The 24,040-nt window shown below is 37.4% G+C and carries 19 protein-coding genes; 11 read left to right on the top strand and 8 right to left on the bottom strand.

What is annotated here, in order from left to right; translation table 11 throughout:
* The first annotated feature begins 196 nt into the window (after positions 1–196).
* The gene (rbr, locus tag H9I37_RS01170; RefSeq protein ID WP_187380665.1) at positions 197–733 is read left to right on the top strand and encodes a rubrerythrin; all 537 of its coding nucleotides are present in this window, start codon (positions 197–199) and stop codon (positions 731–733) included.
* Positions 714–2,312: a cardiolipin synthase gene (gene cls / locus H9I37_RS01165; protein ID WP_187380664.1), complete on the top strand. Its 1,599-nt coding sequence runs from the start codon at positions 714–716 to the stop codon at positions 2,310–2,312. The genes rbr and cls overlap by 20 nt, the downstream gene beginning before the upstream one ends.
* Before the next feature lie 9 nt (positions 2,313–2,321).
* Here the strand turns inward: cls and H9I37_RS01160 are convergent, their stop codons facing one another.
* Positions 2,322–3,188 (bottom strand): hypothetical protein, encoded by an 867-nt coding sequence (locus H9I37_RS01160; RefSeq protein WP_187380663.1) that lies wholly within the window; start codon positions 3,186–3,188, stop codon positions 2,322–2,324.
* Between the two features lie 99 nt (positions 3,189–3,287).
* Between H9I37_RS01160 and ilvY the strand changes: the two genes are divergently transcribed.
* The 6 genes from ilvY (at position 3,288) to H9I37_RS01130 (ending at position 11,241) form a co-directional block, all read left to right on the top strand.
* A complete protein-coding gene (gene ilvY, locus H9I37_RS01155) occupies positions 3,288–4,184 on the top strand; it encodes an HTH-type transcriptional activator IlvY (protein WP_187380662.1) in 897 nt (298 codons plus the stop codon).
* 6 nt (positions 4,185–4,190) lie between these two features.
* Positions 4,191–4,961: a hypothetical protein gene (locus H9I37_RS01150; RefSeq protein WP_187380661.1), complete on the top strand. Its 771-nt coding sequence runs from the start codon at positions 4,191–4,193 to the stop codon at positions 4,959–4,961.
* Between the two features lie 176 nt (positions 4,962–5,137).
* Positions 5,138–6,157, top strand: coding sequence for an extracellular solute-binding protein (locus H9I37_RS01145; RefSeq protein ID WP_187380660.1), 1,020 nt, complete (start codon positions 5,138–5,140; stop codon positions 6,155–6,157).
* A 25-nt stretch (positions 6,158–6,182) separates the two neighbouring features.
* Positions 6,183–7,307 carry an ABC transporter ATP-binding protein gene (locus H9I37_RS01140; protein ID WP_187380659.1) on the top strand — a complete coding sequence of 375 codons (1,125 nt, stop codon included), beginning with the start codon at positions 6,183–6,185 and terminating at the stop codon, positions 7,305–7,307.
* Positions 7,300–8,958 carry an ABC transporter permease gene (locus H9I37_RS01135; protein WP_187380658.1) on the top strand — a complete coding sequence of 553 codons (1,659 nt, stop codon included), beginning with the start codon at positions 7,300–7,302 and terminating at the stop codon, positions 8,956–8,958. Before H9I37_RS01140 ends, H9I37_RS01135 begins: the two co-directional genes overlap by 8 nt.
* 132 nt (positions 8,959–9,090) lie before the next feature.
* Positions 9,091–11,241 (top strand): methyl-accepting chemotaxis protein, encoded by a 2,151-nt coding sequence (locus H9I37_RS01130; RefSeq protein ID WP_187380657.1) that lies wholly within the window; start codon positions 9,091–9,093, stop codon positions 11,239–11,241.
* Positions 11,242–11,246: 5 nt separating this feature from the next.
* Here the strand turns inward: H9I37_RS01130 and H9I37_RS01125 are convergent, their stop codons facing one another.
* The 3 genes from H9I37_RS01125 to H9I37_RS01115 form a co-directional block, all read right to left on the bottom strand.
* Positions 11,247–12,032 carry a response regulator transcription factor gene (locus H9I37_RS01125; protein WP_187380656.1) on the bottom strand — a complete coding sequence of 262 codons (786 nt, stop codon included), beginning with the start codon at positions 12,030–12,032 and terminating at the stop codon, positions 11,247–11,249.
* Positions 12,004–13,575 (bottom strand): sensor histidine kinase, encoded by a 1,572-nt coding sequence (locus H9I37_RS01120; protein ID WP_222864162.1) that lies wholly within the window; start codon positions 13,573–13,575, stop codon positions 12,004–12,006. The genes H9I37_RS01125 and H9I37_RS01120 overlap by 29 nt, the downstream gene beginning before the upstream one ends.
* A 265-nt stretch (positions 13,576–13,840) precedes the next feature.
* Positions 13,841–14,908 carry an MraY family glycosyltransferase gene (locus H9I37_RS01115; RefSeq protein WP_187380654.1) on the bottom strand — a complete coding sequence of 356 codons (1,068 nt, stop codon included), beginning with the start codon at positions 14,906–14,908 and terminating at the stop codon, positions 13,841–13,843.
* A 135-nt stretch (positions 14,909–15,043) separates the two neighbouring features.
* Here H9I37_RS01115 and H9I37_RS01110 point away from each other — a divergent pair, with 135 nt between their 5' ends.
* The gene (locus H9I37_RS01110) at positions 15,044–15,448 is read left to right on the top strand and encodes a hypothetical protein (protein WP_187380653.1); all 405 of its coding nucleotides are present in this window, start codon (positions 15,044–15,046) and stop codon (positions 15,446–15,448) included.
* A gap of 2 nt (positions 15,449–15,450) precedes the next feature.
* Here H9I37_RS01110 and H9I37_RS01105 read toward each other — a convergent pair whose 3' ends face one another.
* From H9I37_RS01105 to ptsP, 4 genes are read right to left on the bottom strand one after another with little or no spacing between them, the layout of a single operon-like run.
* On the bottom strand, positions 15,451–16,764 hold the full coding sequence (locus tag H9I37_RS01105) for a small ribosomal subunit Rsm22 family protein (RefSeq protein ID WP_255422452.1): 1,314 nt from the start codon (positions 16,762–16,764) through the stop codon (positions 15,451–15,453).
* Positions 16,761–17,084 (bottom strand): MerR family transcriptional regulator, encoded by a 324-nt coding sequence (locus H9I37_RS01100; RefSeq protein WP_187380652.1) that lies wholly within the window; start codon positions 17,082–17,084, stop codon positions 16,761–16,763. Before H9I37_RS01100 ends, H9I37_RS01105 begins: the two co-directional genes overlap by 4 nt.
* On the bottom strand, positions 17,081–18,616 hold the full coding sequence (gene der, locus H9I37_RS01095; protein WP_187380651.1) for a ribosome biogenesis GTPase Der: 1,536 nt from the start codon (positions 18,614–18,616) through the stop codon (positions 17,081–17,083). The genes H9I37_RS01100 and der overlap by 4 nt, the downstream gene beginning before the upstream one ends.
* A 21-nt stretch (positions 18,617–18,637) precedes the next feature.
* A complete protein-coding gene (gene ptsP / locus H9I37_RS01090; RefSeq protein ID WP_187380649.1) occupies positions 18,638–20,353 on the bottom strand; it encodes a phosphoenolpyruvate--protein phosphotransferase in 1,716 nt (571 codons plus the stop codon).
* A 224-nt stretch (positions 20,354–20,577) separates the two neighbouring features.
* Between ptsP and H9I37_RS01085 the strand changes: the two genes are divergently transcribed.
* Complete coding sequence (locus H9I37_RS01085; RefSeq protein ID WP_187380647.1) at positions 20,578–21,462, top strand: hypothetical protein; 885 nt, start codon at positions 20,578–20,580, stop codon at positions 21,460–21,462.
* 114 nt (positions 21,463–21,576) lie between these two features.
* The gene (locus H9I37_RS01080; RefSeq protein WP_187380646.1) at positions 21,577–23,970 is read left to right on the top strand and encodes a helix-hairpin-helix domain-containing protein; all 2,394 of its coding nucleotides are present in this window, start codon (positions 21,577–21,579) and stop codon (positions 23,968–23,970) included.
* The last annotated feature ends 70 nt before the right edge of the window (positions 23,971–24,040 follow it).

Here is a 24,040-nt window from a genome sequence, read left to right as displayed (position 1 = left end):
TTTCTCCAAAATCCCTTTTCTAAAATATCGGCACATTTATGAGTATACTTTTACTTTAAATTATCTTGAATGAATTTTCAACAAAATTAGTCACGTAAAAAAAATAATCAGGAGGCATATCATTAACAATTTTACTTTATATCAAAATGCTGATATATTTAGGGGAGTAATTTAAAGAATTTATAGGAGAAATTACATGGATTTAAAAGGCACACAAACGGAAAAAAACTTGCAGACTGCATTTGCAGGAGAATCTCAGGCTCGCAACAAGTACACTTTCTTTGCAAGTAAAGCTCGCAAAGATGGTTACGAACAGATTGCTGCGATTTTTGAAGAAACGGCAAACAATGAAAAAGAACATGCAAAAATGTGGTACAAGCTTTTGAACAATGGTATCGGTTCAACTGCGGAAAATCTTAAAGCTGCTGCTGAAGGCGAGAACTATGAATGGACAGATATGTATGAAGGCTTTGCTAAGACAGCGCGCGAAGAAGGTTTTGAATACATTGCAAAGATGTTCGATGGTGTTGCGGCAATTGAAAAACATCACGAAGAACGTTACCGCAAACTATTAAAAAACATAGAAGACAAAGTTGTCTTCTCTAAGGATGGAGATGCAATCTGGCAATGCCGCAATTGTGGTCACATTGTTGTGGGAAAAGAAGCTCCTTCTGTTTGTCCAGTTTGTGCCCATCCTCAGGCATTTTTCCAAATTGAAGCACAAAACTACTAAAAAATCTAAAGAAGTTGATTTAAATTACCTGATTATAAAAGACCGACACGGTAAAGATCTTTTACGCAAAGGTGTTTATAGTCGGGTAGTTATCACATTTCTGATGATTCTTATTCAGATTTTAATATTTCTTTTTTTTATCATAAAAGTACAGCCACACATAGAACTATATTTTGGAACTTCTGTTCTCTTTTCTTCTCTGTTTTTTGTTTATTTGTCGAACTGTAGAGGGAAAAATGAATTTAAAATAGCATGGCTTGTTCCTGTTGTTTTTTTTCCTATATTTGGAATCCTTGCATACATTTTTTTTCACATAAATGGGGGACATTATCTTACCAGAAAGCGCCTTCTGCATCTTAAAGAAGCGTTAAAACCGTTTTCGTTGCCGGAAGAGCAAATAGAGCCAATCTGTAAAAATTATCCGGAAATAACAGGTTTGCTCAAATATCTTTTTCGAGGTGGATTTGCACCTCACATCAATACTGAAGTAAAGTATTTTTGCAGCGGAGAAGAATTGTATCCGGATTTATTTGAATCTATAAAAAAAGCTAAGAAATTTATATTTATCGAATTTTTTATAATCGAAGTTGATGAAACTTGGGCGCTTTTGCTTGAGCTTCTCGAACAAAAAGTACACGAAGGCGTTGAAGTTCGCGTAATGTATGACGGGATTGGCTCTCCGATGGCATCATCAAGAAAATATCAAAAATATCTTAAAAACTTTGGAATAAATTCGCACATTTTTCAACCATTAGTCCCGTTTATCTCAACCCCACAGAACAACCGTGATCATCGTAAAATTGTTGTGATAGACGGGGATGTTGCATATACTGGCGGAATCAATATCTCAAACGAATATTTTAATAAAGGGCATTGCCGTTTTGGGTACTGGAAAGATAATGCAATCTGCATTCAAGGCTCTGCAATAAAAAACCTTACAGAGATGTTTTTACAGACTTGGAATCTTCAAACTTACGCAGAAGATGATTATGCTAAATATCTCTTGCAACCTTCCCCTAAAAAAAACGCACGAGGAGTTGTGATTCCATACGCAGACGACGCCTTTAATGACCAAGATATTGCGGAAGATGTCTATAATTACATCATTTCCACTGCAAAAAAATATGTCCACATCACAACTCCATATATCGTCATAGATAATCAGCTGATGAATGCCTTTATTTTTGCTGCGCGGCGAGGTGTTGAAATAAGCGTAATTGTTCCGTCAGTTCCTGATCATTATCTCACGTTTTGTATCGGTAAAACGTATTTGAAAACTCTCGTCGAAAACGGAATTCATGTTTATCTTTATAAAAAAGGATTTATTCATCAAAAGACTTTTATAAGTGATGATTGCCTTGCAACTGTCGGCTCTATCAATCTTGACTACAGAAGTTTGTATCATCATTTTGAATGCGGAACTGTTATGTATGACTGCCCGGTGATTGAACAGATTGAAAGCGATTTTCAAAAAACTCTTGCAGATTGTGAAGAAATGAAAATTGAAGATTATAAAAAAATACCTTCCCATACTAGATTTCTGGGAAGGTCTTTAAGGGTCTTTGCCCCTTTGCTGTAACTTTATTTTTTATTCAGGAATTTCTGCAACGTCCGATTCGTTAAAGTCGTAAGTATATTCATACATTCCGATAAGTTCATTTACAGTTGTTCCAAATTTTTCTGCAACGCTATATTCAGACACTTTCGCAAGGTTTCCAGCTTCGTCGTATTTGAATATCACACGACCTATAATTTGCTTTGCGCTGTTGTATGTTGTAAGCTCGTTCAAAACTGAGCTTCCTGATGCATAACGGTAAAGAACTTGAACAATTGAACCGTTGAAAGTTTCGTATGTAGAAACAGTGTCGATTAGCCCCGATTCCGTGTAAGTGTAGTCTTTTCTTTCGCTCAGAGAACCGTCGTTGTTGTATTGATAGACAGTTTCAATTTTGCCAGCCGAGTTGTATTTATAAACAGTTTTCCATATTAAAACGCCATCTCCGTCGTAGTCTGTTTCATCTACAAGAAGTCCGTTGTCGTAAATGTAGATTGTTCTGTCTTTCAAGTTGCCTTTTCCGTCATATTCAGACATATCGGCTTTTAGCCCTTCTTTGTTGTATGTGTACACATTCTTCCAAACTGATTCGCCATCTGCATTTGTGCAAAGTTTTTCTGCAAGTTTGCCGTTTTCTTTGTAAGCATAGGTGATTGTATTTAAAACTGTGTCTCGCGGTGTAAGCTCAGAGGATGCGATTACTTTTCCCTTTGCATCGAAAGTTCGAGTGAGTTTTTTGCTTGGAGTACGGAAGTAGCTCCCAAATTTAGATGCAATCGAAAATTCTGTTTCCGTGCAGCTTTTAATGTCCCCTTTTATAGGGGCGTAATTGTGAAAATCTGCTGCAAATACCGCAAGTGTAAGACAAGCAGAAATCGCAAGCATTAGATTTTTTTTCATAATTCCTCCAAATCCGTAATTTATTGTAAATTTCGGCATTTGCTTAAGTAGCCTTTATATTTTATACTAGAAAAAGCAAAAATCAAGGGCTTTATTTATATGAATTTTTATGAACTGGAAGCATTTTCTGAGCTTGCAAAAACACTTCATTTTGGAAAAACTGCAATAAAGTTAAACATGAGCCCTTCTGCTTTAAGCCGAATTATATTGCGCCTTGAAGAGGAAGCCGGCGTCACACTTGTTGATCGCAGCAACAGAATTGTCCTTCTCACGAAAGAAGGAAAAATCTATGAAAAATATGCAAATGAAATGCTTGTCCTCAAAGCGAACCTAATGGAAAAGCTCTCTGGAAATGGCGAAGAACTTGAAGGGGTCCTCCAAGTTTATTCATCTGTCACAGCTTGTTACACAATTCTTCCGGATTTTATAAAAAAATTGACAAAAACATATCCGAAAATTCAACTTTCTGTAGAAACAGGAGATCCCGCTGCTGCCATATCTGCTGTTCGCGAAAATAGGGCTCAGCTCGCTGTTGCTGCAATTTCTGAAAGTGGGCATGCAGGGATGGAAACGGTAAGCGTTGTAAAAACTCCTCTTGTATATGCTGCTACAAAAAACGGTCCGTATGCAAATCTGGAAGGTTCCCCTCAGGATATTTTTTCGGCAATACCGCTTATTCTGCCAAAAACAGGACTTGCGCGTTCTCGTTTTGATAAATGGGTGAAATCGCGAAACGTTCATCCGAAAATCGTTGCGGAAACAGAAGGAAACGAAGCGATTTTGGCTCTTGTCCAGCTAGGTATAGGAATAGGGCTTGTTCCCCAAATTGTCTTGGAAAATGGTCCTTATCAAGGAGAATTCACAATTTACACAGCCGGTAATGCGCTTGGATATTATGATGTCGGTTTTATCAGAAAGGCGGAGATTTCGGGGACAACGTCAGTCAGGCGATTGATGCGGGCTGTAGAAAATATTTTGCACACTTATTATAAATAAACAATTATGACAGAAAGACAATGGAATGCTTTTTCACAATTTAAATTCGAATTTGCAAAAAAAGTTTTGGAATGGACAGACGCGGCACCGGAATTGCAAGAACTTCAGAAAACTGCTGCAGAGCTTGCAAGAACTCCTTTTTACAGTTTTGAGACTCCTGTTGTCTACAATCGAGCGCTCGACATGCTCACAAAAAATGATGAAATAAAACTAATCGTAATCGGCGATAATCCCGGAAAAGATGAACAGCTTTTGAAAAACAACAGATATCTCGTAGGGCAAGCGGGAAAAATTGCAGAAAACTGGTTTAGAAAAAATCAGGAACTTGGAATTGATTTTAGAAAAAATGCAATTATTTTAAATAAAACCCCGATTCACAGCGCAAAAACAAATCAGTTAAAAGCTATTGAAAAACTTGGTGGAAAAAAGATAAGCGTCATTTTAGAGGAATCACAGATCTGGATGGCTGAAAAAACTGCGTGGTTGCACGACAAATTGAGGTCTGGGGCAGAAGAAAATCAGCGTTTGCCGGAAATGTGGCTTATCGGATATTCAGAACTCAAACAAAACGGAATATTTTGCAAATACCGTGATACATTGAAAAAATGTGAGAATAATTGGGAAAGTGTTTATGTTTTCCAACATTTTTCTATGAATCGCTTTACGATAGACCTTGGAAACTATGTAAAAAATATTGATGGCAAAAAAAAATCACAGACTCTCGAAAAAAGCCTTCACGATTTGGGAATAATTCATAAAAGAGAAATCTTTGGATAATGCTTTTATTTGAATTTTAAAATGAGTGCATCTCTGTAATTCCTGTATATCTGCATTATTTTGTTCATTTTTGTGGATATTAAGTCATTATATTGGATTGTTCGCTTCCGGAAACGTGTTTTATACTTAAAAAAATAGACAGAAATAAATTCTGTAAAAAAAATTTGGAGGAAAATATGAAAAAAACTCTCATTCTGGCGATTGCCGCAATTTCAACATTAGCTTTTTCAGGATGTTCTAAAAAAGCAGAAACAAAACAGGTTGCAAATGATGAAAAAAAACTCATCATCTGCGGCTCAAATACAGAGGCGATGGTTACTGCCATGGTATCTGTTTTTGAGCAGGAAACCGGAATAAAAGTCGAATATCTTTCGATGGGTACAGGTGAGGCTTTAAAGCGAATTGAAACAGAGATCAACAATCCTCAAGTTGATGTAATGTGGGGTGGTTCGCTCAGCACTGTAAAAATGAAAAAAGATTTGTTTGCAAATTATACTTGCGCAAATGAAAGTAGTTTCTTTGCAGAGTATAAAAATGTGGACGGAAACATCACTCGCTTTTCAAGTATTCCATCTGTAATCATGGTTAACACAGACCTTGTTGGAAACATAACTGTAGAAGGGTATGAGGATTTGTTGAACCCTGCTTTGAAAGGAAAAATTGCCTTTGCAGACCCACAACTCTCTTCTTCGTCTTTTGAACATCTTGTAAATATGCTTTACGCAATGGGAAAAGGAAATCCTGACAATGGATGGGATTATGTTCGAAAATTCATCAAGCAGTTAGATGGAAAACTTTTGGGAAGCTCTTCGGCAGTTTACAAGGGAGTTGCCGACGGTGAATACACTGTAGGACCTACTTTTGAGCAAGGAGCAGTTCAGTATGCTGTAGCAGGTTCTCCTGTAGCGATCAAGTATATGAAAGAAGGAGTTATCTTTAGATGCGACGGCGTCTATATCGTTAAGAATTGTCCTCATCTTGAAAGTGCTAGAGCATTCGTTGATTGGGCTACAAGCAAACAGGCTCAGACAATCTTGAGCGAATCTCAGAACCGTCGAAGTATAAGAAAAGACGTTCCTTCTCCATCTAACATGGAAAGTATGTTCAACATAAATGTAATCACAGACGATGAAGACTATTCTTCTGCTCATAAAGCTGAATGGATTGCAAAATTCAAAGATATTTATACTGAATAAAATCGTAGGCTGATAGGAGAATTTTATGAGTGTGTCTATAAATGTTGAGCATGTAGTCAAAACGTACAAGGACAATCCAGAACGTCCTGTCATTCCTGATTTGTCAGTGCAGATAAAAAATGGAGAATTCTTTACACTTTTGGGGCCTTCCGGTTGTGGAAAGACTACTCTTCTGCGTATGATTGCAGGATTTAACAGTATTGAAGGCGGGACAATAGCTTTTGATTCTCTGGTTATAAACGATATTCCAGCTCATAAGCGAAATATCGGTATGGTTTTCCAAAGTTATGCTGTTTTTCCACATCTTACTGTAAGGCAGAATGTAGAATATGGATTAAAAATCCGAAAGATTGAAAAATCTGAATTAAAGCAACGCGTTGATGAAGTTCTGAAATCTGTAAAAATAGAAGAGTATCAGGATAGGCTTCCGGAAAGACTTTCTGGAGGACAGCAGCAACGAGTTGCCCTTGCTCGAGCAATTGTTATTCATCCTCAAGTTCTTTTGATGGATGAACCGCTATCAAATCTTGACGCTAAACTTAGAATAGAGATGAGAAGCGCCATTCGCGATGTTCAGAAGCAGATTGGCATTACAACTGTTTATGTAACTCACGACCAGGAAGAAGCTCTTGCAATTTCAGACAGAATTGCCGTTATGAAAGACGGTGTCATTCAACAGATTGGAAGTCCAAAAGAAATCTACGCTAGACCTTATAATACGTTTGTTTCAACATTTATAGGCCATTCAAATTTATTCTATGGTACTGTAAGAAAAAAATCTGTTACTTCTGTTGAATTTGCCGACGGTTACAAGATAAAAATGAGCAACCTTGAGAACTCGGTAAAAGATGGACAGAAAGTTGTTATATCTGTTCGCCCAGAGGAATTCTCTATTTCAAAAAGTGGATTAAAATGCAAGATTTCCAATTCTACGTTCCTTGGGAAATACACAAACTATGTGCTTTCCTTTGAAGATGGAATGTGTATTGAAAATCAGCCAAGTATTGAATTTTCTCAGGATTTGGGACATTCGGATCATATCTACAGTTCTGGCAACGACATTTATCTTGAGCCGAACTCCGAAAAAATCAATGTATTTACGGAAGATATGCAGCGCAGTTTGATAAAAGAGGTGAAGAGATTTGCTTAGCACGAAAAAAATCAAGTTCGACTTCTGGACTATCATTACAATACTTGTAATACTTGTTTTTGCCCTGTTTTTGATTTATCCACTTCTTACTCTTTTTGTGAATGGTTTCAGGGATACAGAATCTGGGGTATTCACTATTGCCAATTACTCGCGCTTTTTCTCAAAACGGTATTACTTTTCTGCGCTTCTGAACTCGTTCAAGCTAACTTTTAGCGTAACGTTCTTTGCGGTTCTTCTGGGGCTTCCACTTGCTTACTTCATGTCGTTCTATAAAATCAAGGGAAAGACTGCATTGGAGATTATGATTATCGTTTCTATGATGAGTCCGAATTTTATCGGCGCTTATTCTTGGATTTTGATGCTAGGAAGAAATGGGATTGTGACTCAATTTTTTAAGAGCGTTTTTAATGTAGATTTTCCATCGATTTACGGATTTCCGGGGATGCTCTTGGTGTTTTCTCTGAAACTCTATCCGTTTATCTATATGTATGTTTCTGGCGCATTAAAAAAGATTGACGTTGCCTTAAGCGAAGCTGCAGAAAGTCTTGGTTGCCATGGAATCAAAAAAATATTCACAGTGATTATGCCTCTTGTTACTCCTACAGTTATTGCCGGCGCGTTGCTTGTGTTCATGAACTGCATGGCTGATTTTGGTACACCAGCACTTATCGGTGAAGGATATGCGGTTATGCCAACTATGGTCTATTCCGAGTTTGTCGGAGAAAGTGGTGGCTCTGCAAACTTTGCCGCTAGCATGGCTACAATCATGGTTTTGATAACCACAACTTTCTTCTTAGTTCAGAAATGGTATGTAAACACAAAATCTTTTACAATGAGTTCTGTTCGTCCAATAAAACCTGAAAAACCAAGAGGAATAGGAAGCGTTTTGATGCATGCTTATATCTACATCATTGCAGGACTTTCTGTAATTCCTCAGTGCGTTGTGATTTGGACTTCATTCCGAAAAACGCACATGCAGATTTTTGTTGACGGTTATTCATTTAAAAGTTACAGGGACGTATTTGGAAAAGCGGTTTCTTCTATTTCAAACACGTATGTATACGGATTTGCCGCAATTCTTATAATCATAGTTATTGGAATGCTCGTAGCGTATCTTTCTGTAAGAAGAAAGAGTTGGCTCACAAATCTTATAGATACAACTGCTATGTTCCCATACATAATTCCAGGTTCTGTATTGGGTATTACATTGTTGCTGGCGTTCAATAAAGGGGCGATTGTTCTTTCCGGAACAGCGGCAATTATAATTATTTCACTTGTAATAAGGCGAATGGCTTACACTCTGCGTTCAAGTTCGGCAATTCTTTATCAGATAAGCCCAAGCATGGAAGAGGCGGCGATAAGCCTTGGAGATTCCCCATCAAAATCGTTCTTCAAAGTCACAGCAAAGATGATGATGCCGGGAGTCCTTTCGGGTGCGATTTTAAGTTGGATTACCTTGATAAACGAATTAAGTTCTTCTGTAATGCTTTATACAGCTAGAACAAGGACAATGTCTGTTGCGATATATAATGAAGTTGTCCGCGCAAGTTATGGAACAGCTGCCGCTCTTGCCTCAATTCTTACGCTGACAACAATTGTATCACTTTTGGTATTCTTTAAAGTTTCTGGTAGTAAGGATGTCACAATGTAAGAAATCGTCAATCAAAATTCTCGATTACGGTTTTATAAAAATCCTTGGCTGTTTAAATGGGCAGCCAAGGCGACTTCGTTTTAGCATCGATTTTATAAATCTAAAGCGAGCATGAAAATCTATGGTGGTGTTATGAAGAGTCTTAGAGTCAAACTGATATTCATGTTTATCTTTTCTAATTTATTGATAATGATTATGCTTGGCTATGCATTGTACTTTAGAACAGCTCGCCATGTTGAAAATTCTTTTGATGAAAAACTTTCCGAAACAGTTTCTTTGATTGATGAATCGCTGAATAAATATTTCAATACTCTTGAGGAACTTACAAACTCTCTTTCTCGGTTCTCAGTTTTTTCTGAACTTAGTGATAACATAACAAGTTATAAAAATGTAAAGACTTCTGTTGGTAAAACGAAGATGATTGCTCATTCGGACTATGAAAAACGAGTGTTTGAATTGATGAAAATATATATGGAATCTTTAAGCGACACGTTTATAATTTCTGTGGGAGCACAGGCAAATGGAGGAGTTATCAATTATCCGCCTACAGATTCTCCTGACGGTTATGATGTAAGAGAGGCTGAATGGTACAGGCAGGGGGTATCCGGTGGTGGAAAAACAGTTTTTTCATCCCCTTACAAAACGGAAAGTGGAGAATATGTAATTGCATGCACAAAGGCTCTTCTTAATTCAAGAAAAAAAATATCTGGGGCAGTATCAATAGATGCCGATTTGATATATCTTTCAAATTTTATACACAAATCACAAGGCTCAGGAAATTCTATCATTCTTTTGCTCGACAAGTCAGGAAAGATAATCGCTCATTCTTCTGATCCTAAAATGATTTTCCAACCAGTGTCGGCTCTTGGAATTCCAGAACTTGATTTTCAAAAACTTGAAGAAATATTACATGGAAATAAATCTGTTTTTACTGTAGATGGGAAACCATCAAGTTTTTCAAGTTTTCCATCAAAAATTACGGCTGCTGATTTTGACTACCTTGTTATAACTCCTGTAAGCGAGTACAAAAAAGAATCTGTGATGATCCTTCGCATTATTGTAATTGCGGTTCTTATATCTTCAATTGTTCTTGTTGTTGTTGCTGTGATAACCGCTGGAACGATATTTAACCCAATAAACAGAGCTGTAAAAGCGATGCGAAATATTTCCGAGGAAGATGGAGATTTAACAGTTCGGCTTCCTGTTCGTGGCAAGGACGAGATAAGTAATCTATCTTTCTATTTCAATCAGACAATCGAAAAACTTAGGCTAGCGATTCAGACCCTTGGTGAAGGAACATTAAATACTCACAAGACAGGAAGTAGCCTTGCTACAAATATGACAGAAACCGCAAATTCAGTTTCAGAGATAAGCATGGACATTGAAGAGGTAAAGCATGAAATTCTCAAACAGGGCGGAAGTATTATTGCAATTGGAACTTCGTTGCAGACAATGCTGAGGACGATAGAGGAACTTGATGTGCACATAAAAAGCCAGACAGGAACAATAGGCGAGTCTTCTGGTTTTATAAAAGAAATGGTTGCAGGAATAAAAAAAGTAGCTGTCATTGTTCAATCTAATCTAAAAACTCTTGAAGAACTCAACAAAGCTACTGACAGCGGAAAAATTGTTATTTCTGATACGGTTACGCTCAGCAACGTTGTTCTTGAAAGTTCTGACATTCTTTTGGAGGCGAGCTCGGTTATTCAAAATATAGCAAGCCAGACAAACCTTCTTTCTATGAACGCGGGAATTGAGGCCGCTCATGCAGGAGAGTCAGGAAAAGGATTCGCCATTGTTGCTCAAGAAATAAGGAAACTTGCAGAAGACTCATCTGCGCAAGGTGGAAAAATCAGTGGACTTTTAAAAGATTTAAAAGAAAAGATTGAAAAGGTAAGTTCTTCCGCACAGAAAGCACAAAATGAATTTTTGAATATAACAGAACTTGCAGAACGCACAAAAGCACAGGAAAAAAGTGTTATGGTTTCTATGGAAAACCAAGAGCAGGGAAATATACGGGTTCTTAGCGCAATGGATGATATTTCTGTAATAACCGGTAAAGTTCAGAAAGTCTCAAACGAAATGCTTCTTGAGAGCAACAGAGTTTCGACCGAAATGGATAGCCTTGCAGAGATGTCTGATGTTATTTCAAACACGATGGAAAAAATGGCGAGCGGAACGATGCAGATAAATTCTTCTGTTCAAGAAGTGAATGAACTCACACAGAAAAACAAGGAACTTACAGATATGCTTATTGCCGAAGTGGAAAAGTTTAAAGTTTAGAGATGTTATTTATCTGAAAAAGACTTTTTTATTTCTCCTGGACTTTTACCTGTATATTTTTTAAATACAGTGCAGAAATATTTATATTCTGAAAAACCAACTATCAAGGCAACTTCATACATCAGAAAACTTCCGTCTTCAAGAAGTTCTAGCGATTTTTGGATTCTGTGCATATTCAGTATATCTGTGAAAGTTCTACCAGTCTCTTCTTTTATTTTTCTTGAAAGATATTCTTGGCTTACACCAATTTCTTTTGCAGTATCGCTGATATTTAAAGGTTCTTGATAAGATATCAGTATATTTTTTAACGCTTGCTTTACTTGCCTTGATTGGCATTTGTCTATAGCCTCGTTTATATCAAAATCAAGAATGTGCAAATCAGAGGCTTTGAGGCTCATCTTTTTTATGTAATCATCATCTTTTTCAAGTTCTTTGTGTATTTTTTTTACAGTTTCCCTCAGTTCTTTTTCATCGACAGGTTTGAGAAGATACTCAAAAATATGTAGCCGCAGCGCCTGTTGTGCATAATCAAAATCTGCATGGCTTGTAAGCAAAATAGCTTTGAATTTGCAAAAATTAATAGTATCTTCAATCATTTTTATTCCGCTTTTTTTAGGCATTTTTATGTCTGTAAGAACTATGTCTGGTCGTAGAGCTTTTATTAACTTTTCTCCTTCTTCTCCATCATGAGCCTGCCCAATAACTTTGCACCCCATACTTTTCCAGTCTATGAGGTGGACAAGCCCTTTTAGGATTATGTCTTCATCCTCGGCAATAAGTACAGTCATCATTTTTTTTCTCCGATTTTTTTATGAACGGCAACAGAAGCTCAATTTTGGTCCCTTCATTCCTTGTGCTTGTTATTGAAATTCCATAAGGTTTTCCGTACATCAATACGAGTCTTCGGTGTACGCTATAAACACCTATGTGTGTACATTTTGTGTTTTCATAGATTTCGTCCATAATCTGCCTTAGTTTTTCAGTTTCTATTCCAGGCCCATTGTCTGATATTGTTATAACAATGTCCTCATTTTTTCTTTTAACTGAAATTTCAATATTTACGCTTTGCTTTTCATCAAGTCCATATTTTATGCTGTTTTCAACAAGAGGTTGAAATATAAGTTTGGGAACAAGACATTCACCAACAGCATCGTCTACATCTATTGAAAAAATCATTCGACTTCTAAATCTGTATGAAAGAATCTGAAAATAGTCTTTTACATAGCCAATATCTTCATTGAGTTCTACTGTCTCATCGCCATGTTTTATACTGTATCTTAGCAAGTTTGAGAGCCTGACGACAATTTCTTCAGCAATTTCTGGACTTATTCTTGTCATAAATCTGACTGTTTCAAGGGTATTGAAAAGGAAGTGCTTGTTAAACCGAATCTCAAGAAGTCTTAGATTTAAGTTTATAGCCTGCTGCATCTGCTCTTCGTTTTTCTTTATGAGATTTTGCACGTTTTCTAGCATTTTATTGTATGATTCACTTATTATTGAAAATTCTTCAGGGCTTTGAATATAGAGACGTTCCTGAAGATAGCCGTCAGACACTTTTTTAAAAGATTCAACCATCTCCTCTAAGAGTTTAGTTTTTTTCTTTGCAATAATGTTGGAACTTTTCCATATCGTGAGCGCTTGGAGAATGATAAAACCTCCAGAGACTGCAAGAAGAATTTTAAACATTGAGAACATTTCTTGTACGCCTTTTGCGATATAAAGCTCAAAACTAAAGTTTTTTAAATATATTTTTTTTATATAATAATAAAGGTTTCCTTGGAGGAAAAAACCTTTTATTGATGAAATTCTGGGGTTTATTTTTCCATTTGCTCCAAAAAACATCGGAGTGTTTGTTTGAAAAATTCGTCCAAATTTATCGCTTATTGCAAAATGTTGCGCGTTTATTTCTTCTGTTTCAACGATATTCTTTGGTTGGAGAATAAAACCCGCCGTGCCACCAGAACCTTGCAATTTACGGTATATAAAAAGCGAAGGAAATTCTCCATCTTTTTCATACCATAGGAAATGTTTAAAATCTTCTGAAAGGCCTCCACTTTTAATTACTTTCTGAACCTCTGAGCATTGTTTTTTTTTAGCGCTTGCATTAGCTTTTGAGCAAAGTATTAGATTGAAATTTTTATCTGTTAAAAAAAAGTTTCCTTTTATTTTTTGTGAATTTAGAAATAAATAAAGACGTCTGTTGAATTCAGCTTTTGCTTCTATGTCATTTTCCAATAGATCTAAGTCAAGTTCTGGGATTTTATAAAGAAAATCTGAATATTTTGAAAATGAATCATCAAGGAAAATCTCATAGTTTTCCAAGTCTCTGTCCATTGAATTAGTAAGAGCATAAAGCCAAATTATGTAGGAGCATATAAGAAACACAAAGGTTGCGATTATGACGGGAACAAGAGAGTGAATCAATAAACTTTGTCTTAACTCGTCTCTAAAACGCTTTTGGTGCATGTAATGATTTTAATATAGAAACCAAGAAAATCAAGAAAAAAAACAGGTCTACAGTTTTTGAAAGCCTATCGTTTGAAACTTGGAAAATCATTATAAAATAAGTTTTTCGGGTTTAATCAGAGGTAGTTTTAGACTATTTTTTTTCTGATGAAAATTTGTCGTCAGCAGATTCCTTGTCTTCCATTTTTTTGACGGCAGCTTTATTTGCAAAGTGAATTATGCTGAAGAACAATGTCACAAATGCAAGTGATTCCAGTAAAACCGAAGAACCTTTTTTTGCACCCAAAAAGTAAGAAATAATCACTATGATGCACAAAATAATCTGCATCACGACAATTAAATATAATGCTTTTGTTTTAGAGTAACCGAGATTTAAAAGTTTATGGTGAAGATGGAAGCGGTCTGCTGACATTATCGGTCTGTGGTCGCGCAAACGTCTCCAGATTGCGGCGATTGTGTCAAATACGGGAAATGCTGTTATGACAAGCATCATAAGAAATTTATTGTATTCGAATACGTCGCTTGAAGTGTAAAGAGGGAACGTTGCAATCATAAACCCGAGAAATTGACTGCCGTTGTCGCCCATAAAAAGTTTTGCAGGCGGCCAGTTGTAGCACAGAAATCCAAAAATTGCGGCAGCAAGCACAAAGCACAATATCGCTTCATTGTTTCCTGATAGTAAATAAATTATTCCTAAAGTCGTGATTGCAGTGAATGAAAGCGAGCCGCAAAGCCCGTCAAGCCCGTCAATCAGATTGTAAGCGTTTATCACTCCTAAAATCCATCCGAAAGTCAAAATATAACTTACGGGAGCTGGTAGAAGCCATCCTAATATTTGAGTAAAACGGAATCCATGAGATGTTACGAGAAAAACAGCGCCTAATTGAACGAGGAGCTTAATGATTGCATGGAGATTAAAAATATCATCGATAATAGCAAAGATAAATATGATTGAACCTGCGATCACAAAATAAATCTCGCGTGAAAAATTATTGTCGTTTGTAAAAAAAATGTATAAAAGAGAGGTGATAGCGTATGCTAAAAAAACACCGATACCGCCAAGTCTAGGTATATTTCCAGAATGAATTTTACGTGCGTTCGAATAATCATATAAATTGAACTGCTTGCAAAATTTTATAATCAAAGGCATAGATATTAAAGAGATGGTTGCAGACAGTATGACAAGTAGAAACATCTTCATGTTATTCCAAGTATAGACATAAAAGAATGCCAATGCAAGACAAATTCTTGCTGCAATCTTGATAAGGCTTTTGACTGATTATTTTAAAATCTATAAAATGAATAGACAGTTATATATAATAAGGAGTTTATTATTATGGCAAAGAAAAGAGACGTATTTGGATTCTTATACCTTATCGGTATGGCTCTTGTTGTGGTTGGATTTTGCTGTCCAATGATTAAAGGACTTTTTGGAAGTTCTGCAAACGGGTTCAAATTTATCAATTTTGACAGATTTGGATTTGTTACAATTGGCGCAATTTTGATTTTTGCAGGTGCAGTTGCCGGAGTTGTTGCGAGCTTTATTCCGAATCTCGGCGCATTGAAAATTCTGTTCCTGATTTGCAGTATTGCCGGCGGAATTATCCTTGTTGTCGGTTTTATGACAAACGGGGGAATCTACAGGATGGGCGGAAAACTTTTGCTTAAAAATGCGACGTGGGGATTCTACCTTGCCTGCGCAGGTTGGATTATCGCTCTATGCAGCACAGTAAAGAGATAACTTTATAACTCAATTATAACGGCACCGGATTTTTCATCTTTTGGGAGAGAATCCGGTGTTTTTATTTTAACGCAGAATGCATCTCCGGAGTTGATTTTTGCATGACTTTTTAAAAGGGCAAGTCCACGCTCCGTGCAAGCGTAATGTCCGGTAAAGTTTCCCGGCAGCTTGAAAGTGTCAGATGTAACACGGCATTTTATTTCACTCTTATCTTTATTGCGGTTTTGATTCTGAGTGGAAACTTCGCTATCTACAATAGAAATAAAACTCAAAGTTGCGCGCTCTTTCGGCAATTTTGCATTTTCACTTAGCTTCAAAAGTCTCGGAGGAGCGTCTTCTGTGCTGAAAGCAAAATTGCACCATTTGTTTTTGCTTCCTGTATATGCCTTAAATCCATTCATTGGACATTCGCCTTGATGTGGGCATGGCGCTAAAATAAATTTTCCATTGCTTATAAAGCGGTCGCGGAGCAAACTCAATGTTCGTGCGGATTTTGGGATGCCCGGCTCTATAAACAAAAATTTTGCATGTGGTGTCGAGTAAGCTTTTAGCTGCGTAAAATACTTTTTTGTTTGATACTCGGGCGGCATTTCGCTTGATTGGTTGAGTTCATTGAACATATTTGCAGATGTGATAAAATCAGCTTTTTGCCTTATCTCGGTTCCGAAAGAACCTTTTACGCGAATGATACGCCATGGCTCCTCTTCACTTTTAGCAACGATGGAAAGATAAATATCTTCTCCGAGCGCCATTGAATTTGCAGAAATGTCGAGGCAATACCAAGTAAGGCGGAGTTTTCGCAATTCGGGCCTTGAAAGCCACAATGCAGTTATAACAGTGAGAGGACCGCTTCCGATATCTAGGCAAATTTCATCTTTTGAAGGGAAACAAGTCTCCGGTAAATTTGCAAACAGCCTTGTGATGCGGACAAGATTCCACCATGTGTAATAGCGAATGTAGGCACTCAGTTGAACATTATCGTTCATATAACCGAGACGGCGTTCACTTCTGTTGTCTGTAAGAAGATGCGAAAGATTTCTGATGTTGTCCGGCAGCTGTTGGAGTTGGCGTGAATTTAGAGGGTTTACTCCCTGAATAATTTCATCAAAATTATTTAAAATATTTACAGCATCTTTTGTGATATTTTTTGCAGAAAAAAGTGAAATATGTTTTATTTCAGACATGTCGGCAATTTTTTTTTCAACGGAATTTTTAAAGGTATTTTTGTCGTGTTTAATTGTTTTTTTTGTTTTATTCCCTTTGTTTGTCTTTGTTTTTTTGTGGTCTATAAAATTCTGATAAAATTTTTCTGTCATAATTTTCTCGCGTTGTGTATTTTCAAATATACATTGCTCAGTTCAGAGCGGCATTCTCTTATCTGTTGAATCAAATCTATGTTATTTTGCACAACCTGAGACTCTTCAAGAATCTGCTGACCGGCTCCTTCTGCAGTAAATTTTTTTTCATTAATCAGATACTTGAGACGAAAAATAAGTTCAATTTCGTGTTGCGAATAAACCCGCCGTCCGCTCATATCTTTTTGTGGTGAAAAGCCTGGAATGACATCTTCCCAATAACGTAAAATATGAGCTTTTACACCTGTCAAATCCTCAACATCCCCGATTGAATAAGTCATTGTTTTCTGTCTTCCCACTGCTGGCGGCTGGCTTTAAGTTCAAGTTGAACAGGAATATGGTCAAACCCCAAGTCTTCGCGGATTCTGTTTTTTAAATATGTTATATAAGATTCCGGTACAACCTCTGGGCGTGTTGCAAAAATGATAAAAGAAACAGGATTTACACTTTCCTGAATCATATATCTTATTTTGAAGTGCGCAGTTTTACTTGCAGGTGGCGGATAACGGTCTAGCCAATCTTGCAAGGCGTTGTTCAATGCTGATGTCCCGATTCGCCTTGAAAGCTGTTCGTACAAGTCAATTGCAGTATTCAAAAGCTCTTTGATCCCTTTTCCTTGAAGAGCAGAAAGTGGAAGAATCGGAGCAAAATCCATTTGACCGAACATGATGTTCATCCAAGTGCGTGTTTCTTTTACAGTTTTATTGCTTTTTTCTTCGCGCAGATCCCATTTATTCAAGACAAATATGATTCCACGTCCTTTTTCATAAGCGAGCGAGCAGATTTTTTTATCTTGTTCGGCAAGTCCTTCAACGGCGTCGATTAAAAGGAATACGATATCACATTCGTCTAAAGTTTTGATTGCGCGGTTCACAGAATAATATTCAACATCGTCGTGGACTTTTGCTTTACGACGGATGCCGGCTGTGTCGAGAACTTTAAAGTGCTTACCTGCATATTCAAATTCTCCTTCAACGACATCTCTTGTTGTTCCTGCATAATCGCAGACAATTGAATTTTTGCTGTGTGTCAGACGGTTAGAGAGAGTTGATTTTCCGGTGTTAGGTTTTCCAAGAATTGCAATCTTGATTGGACTGTCACTGCTTAAGAGTTTTACATTGCTGAAATCGCATTTTTCTGTTATCAATTTTGTAAGGTCGCTTATGCGGTCTCCGTGCTCTGCCGAAATCAGAAGAAGGTTGTTAAAACCGTATTTTGCATAATTCCATGCCTCCGCTTCGTTTTTCCCGCCTTCCGTTTTGTTTACGACCGCAATTACCTTTTTCCAGAAAGGACGCATCTTTATTAAGAATTCTTCATCTTCTCCGTTTATTTCTGTTGCATCAAGCACGAGAATTACCACATCAGCCCGCTCAATCATTTCTAGAGAGCGCTCAACCACAAAATCGTCGAGTTCCGCTTCTTTTGACCCAATGTCTCTTGTCAATTTGTAGCCGCCCGTATCGACAAGATGAACAGGCTTTCCATTTAAAATCGCAGTTGCTTCAACAGGGTCACGAGTAACACCGGGAGCATCATTTGTGATAGCAATCCTTTTTTGTAAAAAACGGTTGAAAAGTGTAGATTTTCCGACGTTTGGACGACCGGCAATTACAACAAGAGGAAGCCCTTCGTATTCAAGCTCACGAGGGTCGATGTTGTCATCGTTTACTGTTATCGTGCCATCTTCTTCAATTTTTACTTTGTCTTGAGAATTGTCATATATAAAATCTGCCTGTTCTGCGTTTTCTCTCTTCAGTTCTTCGCTTTTTTTTGGGTTGCTGAAATCAGGCTTATTTTTTTTCTTTGCCATAAACTTTCCTGGTTCTTTGTTCTAAAGGTTGTTTAGATGCTTTGCCGAAATCGCTTCTAATTCTGCAATTGTAAAGTGAGAAAGAAGTTCCTTTGTGCTGGAAATATGTTTTGGGCTCATGCTGAGATTTCTGATTCCCATTCCTGCAAGAACCATTATGCTGTCGCTTTTTCCTGCCATTTCACCGCAGACAGAAACCGGGATGTTTGCGTCGTTTCCAGCCCGAATTGTCATTTCAATCAGGCGAAGTACTGCGAGGCTAAATTCGTTGTACAAACTTGAAACGTGAGAATTTTCTCGATCAACTCCGAGCGTGTACTGTGTAAGGTCATTTGTTCCAAGGCTGAAAAAATCTGTTACATTTACAAGGCAGTCAGAAATAAGAGCTGCAGCTGCGGTCTCGACCATGATTCCGACTGGGGTATCTTTTTTGAACGGAATTTTTTCGTTTGACAACTCTGTTTGAACTTGGTTTACAATTTCAAGGCATTGTTTTACCTGTTCAACGCTAGTAATCAACGGGAACATGATTTTCAAATTTCCGTAAACACTTGCCCTATAAAGCGCTCTAAGCTGAGTTTTAAAAACATTTGGACATTCAAGACAAAGGCGTACCGCCCGTAATCCCATCAGAGGATTTTTTTCATCAAAAACGGGGATATCTACAGAGTTGATAAGTTTGTCACCACCTGCGTCGAGTGTGCGGATTGTAACAGGTTTATCTCCCATTGTCTGAAGGACCGTTTTGTACGCTTCAAACTGAGTTTGTTCGCTGAACGAACGAGCTGCCGCATTCATTGAAGCTCCACTCTGTGCCATGTATAAAAACTCAGTGCGGAAAAGACCAATTCCGTCTGCACCTTCTGCAAGTGCCATTTCAGCTTCTTCAGGAGTACCGATATTTGCGTAAAGCTTAAAAAGAATTCCATCTTTTGTAATGGCAGGTTTATTTAAAAAGGCCTTAAGGCTTTGTTTTCGTAAATATTCTTCACGGATTTTTTGCTTGTATTCTTCGATTGTGCTGCGAGCAGGGCTTACAAGGAGTTCTGCCGCTTTTCCGTCTATGATAACTGTTTCACCGTTTCTAACTTTGCTTGTAATTGCTTCGAGTCCGACAACTGTTGGAATTCCATAGTTGCGAGCAAGGATGACTACGTGGCTTGAGACTCCGCCTTCTGTTAGAGCAAGACCGGCAATTTTACGTTTAGAAAGGACGATAGTATCTGATGAACTCAAAGATGTTGCAAGAATCACAGAGCCATCAGGGACTGAATTTATATCAAACGGATGTATGTCTAGCATTTCGTCTAAAACGCGGCCGAAAATGTCTGTTATATCTTGAGCTCTCTCTGCTAAGTAATCGTTTCCTGATTGACGCAATTTAGAAGCGTATTCTTCTGCTTTAAACTGAACTGTGTATTCTATGTTGAAAAGCTCTTTTTTGTAAAAATCACGAACCTCTTCCTTAAACACGGGATCCTCAAGCATCAAAACATAAGTTTCAAAAATCTCACGCTGCGCTTTATCGCGCTGGTCTGTTCTGGAAAGAGAATCCAACTGTTCCGAAAGATTTACAGTGACAGTCTGAACGGCGTTTTCAAAACGAGTCCAACCTCGGTTTATCTGATCGATATTGATGTGATGCTGCGGAATAGCTCGTTTTACAGCTTCCGGAATTACAAAGGCAGTGCCAATCCCGATTCCATCAGCAGCGGGAATCCCAAGAAATACTTCCATGAGGTAAGATTATAACTGAATTCGCTCAATATTTAAAGCAAAAGTCTTGATGTCAAAAGGCTTTGACTCCTTTACTTTTCAATCTAAATTGTGAATTTTTTTTTACTATTATTTTGGCTATTATGTTGATTTTTAAAAATATAATGCTATAATCAGGATATTAAAAAAGGTATTTCAATTAATCAAAAAAAATTTCGCTTAGGCAAATTAATGAGGATAAAACAGTGAGGCTACCTGTCAACGAAATTGTAAATGGACGAAAAACTTTTTTTATTACGCCGGACACGTCTTTAATGCCGGAGTTATATCTTGAAGATTTTTTTGTGCTTGGTTACGAATGTTATTTTATTGAAAATGACAAACGAGTAAGTCTAGATAAAAAAATCGACATAATAATTTCTTTGTTCAAAGATGTTATCATATTTTTCAATATCGATTACAACAGTTCCGAAATAGACTGGTATTCATATATAAAAAATCTTACCGCAAGTTATGGAAATAAATTAAGCATCGGGGTTTTGTACACAAAGCGTCAAAACAAAGAAGAACGCGCTAGAATCGAAAAAAAATACCTTTTTGATTTGGGCATTTGCTGCGGTTGTATTCAGCTTGACTATCAGAAAAAAAACAACTTTATTTTGATTGAAAAGATTTTATACGCTAATCAGGCACAGGGAAGACGAAAGAATATCCGTGCTCTCTGTCCGAGTTCCTGTACGTATTCATTAAACTACAACGGAAATCAAATTACCGGCACTATTCAAGATGTCAGCCTTTCTCATTTTACAGCTTGTGATAGAGCGGGCAAATTAAATGTTAAACTTTATGAAAAAATACGTGACATACATATCAATGTGCAGGGATATATTTTCCGCGCTGATGCGGTTTTGTTGACGGAACGCCAGACTGGCTCTGAAAAAATTTTCGTCTTTGCTTTTACAGATTCCGCCGGGCACAACGGGCTTGACCAGCGCATAAAAAACTTTTTAGTTTCCGGCATTTATAAACTGATGGAATATAACTGTATAAATTTGCTGAACGAAATATATACAAGAGCTTCAAAAACAGAAGATATCTCTAATATTCTTGAATTTAATTTAAATGCCTAAAATATCAGTTTTTTCAAAGTAAAAATAAATCATAAAACTCTATTTACACCTTTTAGTTTTTTACATTAAAATGATGAGCATTTCAATTTTACTAAAGAACAGAAGGTATAATTTATGGAATTTACACAGGAACAGATTGATGCACTCGTCGTAAACGAAGTCGCAATAATGAAAAAAATTGCCGAAGATCTAAACATACAAGTTCAACAGGTAAGCGCTGTTATCGGACTTTTTAAGGAAGATTGTACAGTAGCCTTCATCAGCCGCTATCGCAAAGATAAAACAGGAAATTTAGACGAAGTTCAGGTTTTAAACATCGATCATTCTTTTAAATCATATTCAAATCTTGAAGAGCGCCGTATTGAAATCATCAAAGGTATTTTTGGACAAGGAAAATTGACAGACAGCCTTTACGAAGCTTGCATGTCTGCGTCAACATTGTCTGCTCTCGAAGATTTATGGGCACCGTTCAAGAAAAAGAAGAAGACTCGCGGTATGGTTGCTGCAGAAAAAGGTCTTGAACCTCTTGCAGATGCAATGCTCAAAATGGACGACACTTCAATCGAAAACGAAGCGAAAAAATTTATAAAAACGGACAATGAAGATCAGGCATTGAATGTTGAAACAGCCGCCGATGCTCTTTCTGGGGCTCAGGATATTTTGGCAGAAAGAGTCAGCCAAGATGCATCAAACCGTGAATCAATTCATAAGCTCTACATGGCTGAAGGAAATATCGTAACAAAAGGCATTGTACCGGAAGGGCAGACAGAAGAACAGGCTCAAAAAGTTTCTACATATCAGATGTATTGGGATTACAAAGAACCGCTGAATCAGGTAAAGCCGCATCGTATTCTTGCAATAAATCGCGCAGAACGTGAAGGTGCGCTTTCTGTGACGATAGATGTAAATGTAGACGACGCAGTTTCCCTTTTGCAAAAAAGAACTGAAATCAACAATAACTATCATAAATCGGCAATTGAAGACGGCGTTGTGCGTTTGCTCAGCCCTGCTGTAGTTCGAGAGATTCGAAGTGATGAAACAGATGAGGCAGATGAACATGGAATTGGCGTGTTCAGCGAAAATTTAAAAAATCTTTTGATGACTCAGCCGATAAAAGGAAGCCGAGTTCTTGGAGTTGACCCCGGATACCGCAACGGTACAAAATGCGCCGCTCTCGATGAAACAGGCAAATATCTTGGATTTTTTAAGATTTTTCAAGAGCAGGATCCAAAATCTTCTTACGATGCGATAAATGACGCAATCGATAAATACGATATTCAAGTTGTTGCAGTTGGCAATGGAACAGGAAGTCATGAAGTTCAAGAGATTGTCTCAAAAGTTATAAATGAAAATTATAAAGATTCAGATGTAATGTACACTGTTGTTGACGAATCAGGAGCCTCTGTCTATTCGGCATCTCCGGCAGGAACAGAAGAATTTCCCGACCTTGACGTAATGGTTCGTGGAGCAATTTCTATGGGGCGCCGTCTTCAAGACCCACTTGCAGAGCTTGTTAAAATCGATCCGAAAGCGATAGGAGTCGGTCTTTATCAGCACGATGTAAATCAGAAAAAACTTGCAGAGCAGCTTGATGAAGTTGTCAGTTCTGTTGTAAACAATGTCGGTGTAAATTTAAACACGGCTTCTTATATGCTTTTGAAGTACGTTTCTGGAATCAATACATCTACTGCAAAAAAAATTGTTGCATACCGCGACGCCAACGGGAAAATAAAAAGCCGAGAAGATCTGAAAAATGTTCCAGGACTTGGTCCGAAAGCGTTTGAGCAGTGTGCCGGATTTTTGAAGATAGCAGAGAGTTCTGACCCACTTGATAACACTTGGGTTCACCCTGAAAATTATGATGCTGCGCGCGAAGTTCTTCCTTTAATCCAAAAAGGCGAAAAAGTATCTGATGATTTAATCAAAAAAACTGCTGAAAAATATAAACTAAGTGAAACAGCCGTAAAAGACATTGTTGAAGAGCTTCAAAAACCGAATCGTGATCCTCGAGACGGATATCCGGCTCCAATCATGCAAAAAGGAGTTCTTCTTTTTGAAGATTTGCGAGAAGGGATGAAAGTTACAGGAAAAATCAGAAATGTTGTCGATTTTGGAGCTTTTGTCGATATAGGGCTTCACGAAACCGGGCTTGTTCATCTAAGCGAACTTTCAGACAAATTTGTTGAAAATCCGATGGATGTAGTAAAAGTCGGCGATGTATACGAATTTACAATCATTCAGCTCGATAAAGACCGAAGAAGAATCGGGTTGTCTTTAAAAAGCGATGCCGCAAGCCGTGCAGGGACTGGTCAGAAAAGCGTGTCGCAAAAACACGAACAAAAAAGCGGAAATACCTCTGCAAACGGTCGCCGTGTAGTTGTCGTGAAAAAAGGTGAAAAGAATTCAGCAGAGGGGAATGCGAACAGAGATAACAAAAAACGTCAAAACTTTAATGGTTCAGAGGACGGAATGAGTTACAATCCATTTGCAGCGTTCTTCAATAAATAAGCAAATTTTTACAAAATACAAATTCATTGCATTAAGAAAGGAATTGCCCTATACTTATTTGTGATTTTGA

Source organism: Treponema sp. Marseille-Q3903 (assembly GCF_014334335.1).
Lineage (GTDB): Bacteria > Spirochaetota > Spirochaetia > Treponematales > Treponemataceae > Treponema_D.
This window is presented reverse-complemented; position numbering and strand designations above follow the sequence as displayed.

What these genes read in the sequence shown, in the direction of transcription:
- ptsP (WP_187380649.1), bottom strand. Translation starts at nt 20,353, where the DNA reads ATGGAAGTATTTCTTGGGATTCCCGCTGCTGATGGAATCGGGATTGGC.
- H9I37_RS01110 (WP_187380653.1), top strand. Translation starts at nt 15,044, where the DNA reads ATGGCAAAGAAAAGAGACGTATTTGGATTCTTATACCTTATCGGTATG.
- H9I37_RS01105 (WP_255422452.1), bottom strand. Translation starts at nt 16,764, where the DNA reads ATGACAGAAAAATTTTATCAGAATTTTATAGACCACAAAAAAACAAAG.
- H9I37_RS01080 (WP_187380646.1), top strand. Translation starts at nt 21,577, where the DNA reads ATGGAATTTACACAGGAACAGATTGATGCACTCGTCGTAAACGAAGTC.
- H9I37_RS01145 (WP_187380660.1), top strand. Translation starts at nt 5,138, where the DNA reads ATGAAAAAAACTCTCATTCTGGCGATTGCCGCAATTTCAACATTAGCT.
- H9I37_RS01160 (WP_187380663.1), bottom strand. Translation starts at nt 3,188, where the DNA reads ATGAAAAAAAATCTAATGCTTGCGATTTCTGCTTGTCTTACACTTGCG.
- H9I37_RS01140 (WP_187380659.1), top strand. Translation starts at nt 6,183, where the DNA reads ATGAGTGTGTCTATAAATGTTGAGCATGTAGTCAAAACGTACAAGGAC.
- H9I37_RS01130 (WP_187380657.1), top strand. Translation starts at nt 9,091, where the DNA reads ATGAAGAGTCTTAGAGTCAAACTGATATTCATGTTTATCTTTTCTAAT.
- H9I37_RS01125 (WP_187380656.1), bottom strand. Translation starts at nt 12,032, where the DNA reads ATGATGACTGTACTTATTGCCGAGGATGAAGACATAATCCTAAAAGGG.
- H9I37_RS01150 (WP_187380661.1), top strand. Translation starts at nt 4,191, where the DNA reads ATGACAGAAAGACAATGGAATGCTTTTTCACAATTTAAATTCGAATTT.
- H9I37_RS01100 (WP_187380652.1), bottom strand. Translation starts at nt 17,084, where the DNA reads ATGACTTATTCAATCGGGGATGTTGAGGATTTGACAGGTGTAAAAGCT.
- H9I37_RS01115 (WP_187380654.1), bottom strand. Translation starts at nt 14,908, where the DNA reads ATGAAGATGTTTCTACTTGTCATACTGTCTGCAACCATCTCTTTAATA.
- ilvY (WP_187380662.1), top strand. Translation starts at nt 3,288, where the DNA reads ATGAATTTTTATGAACTGGAAGCATTTTCTGAGCTTGCAAAAACACTT.
- rbr (WP_187380665.1), top strand. Translation starts at nt 197, where the DNA reads ATGGATTTAAAAGGCACACAAACGGAAAAAAACTTGCAGACTGCATTT.
- H9I37_RS01120 (WP_222864162.1), bottom strand. Translation starts at nt 13,575, where the DNA reads ATGGACAGAGACTTGGAAAACTATGAGATTTTCCTTGATGATTCATTT.
- der (WP_187380651.1), bottom strand. Translation starts at nt 18,616, where the DNA reads ATGGCAAAGAAAAAAAATAAGCCTGATTTCAGCAACCCAAAAAAAAGC.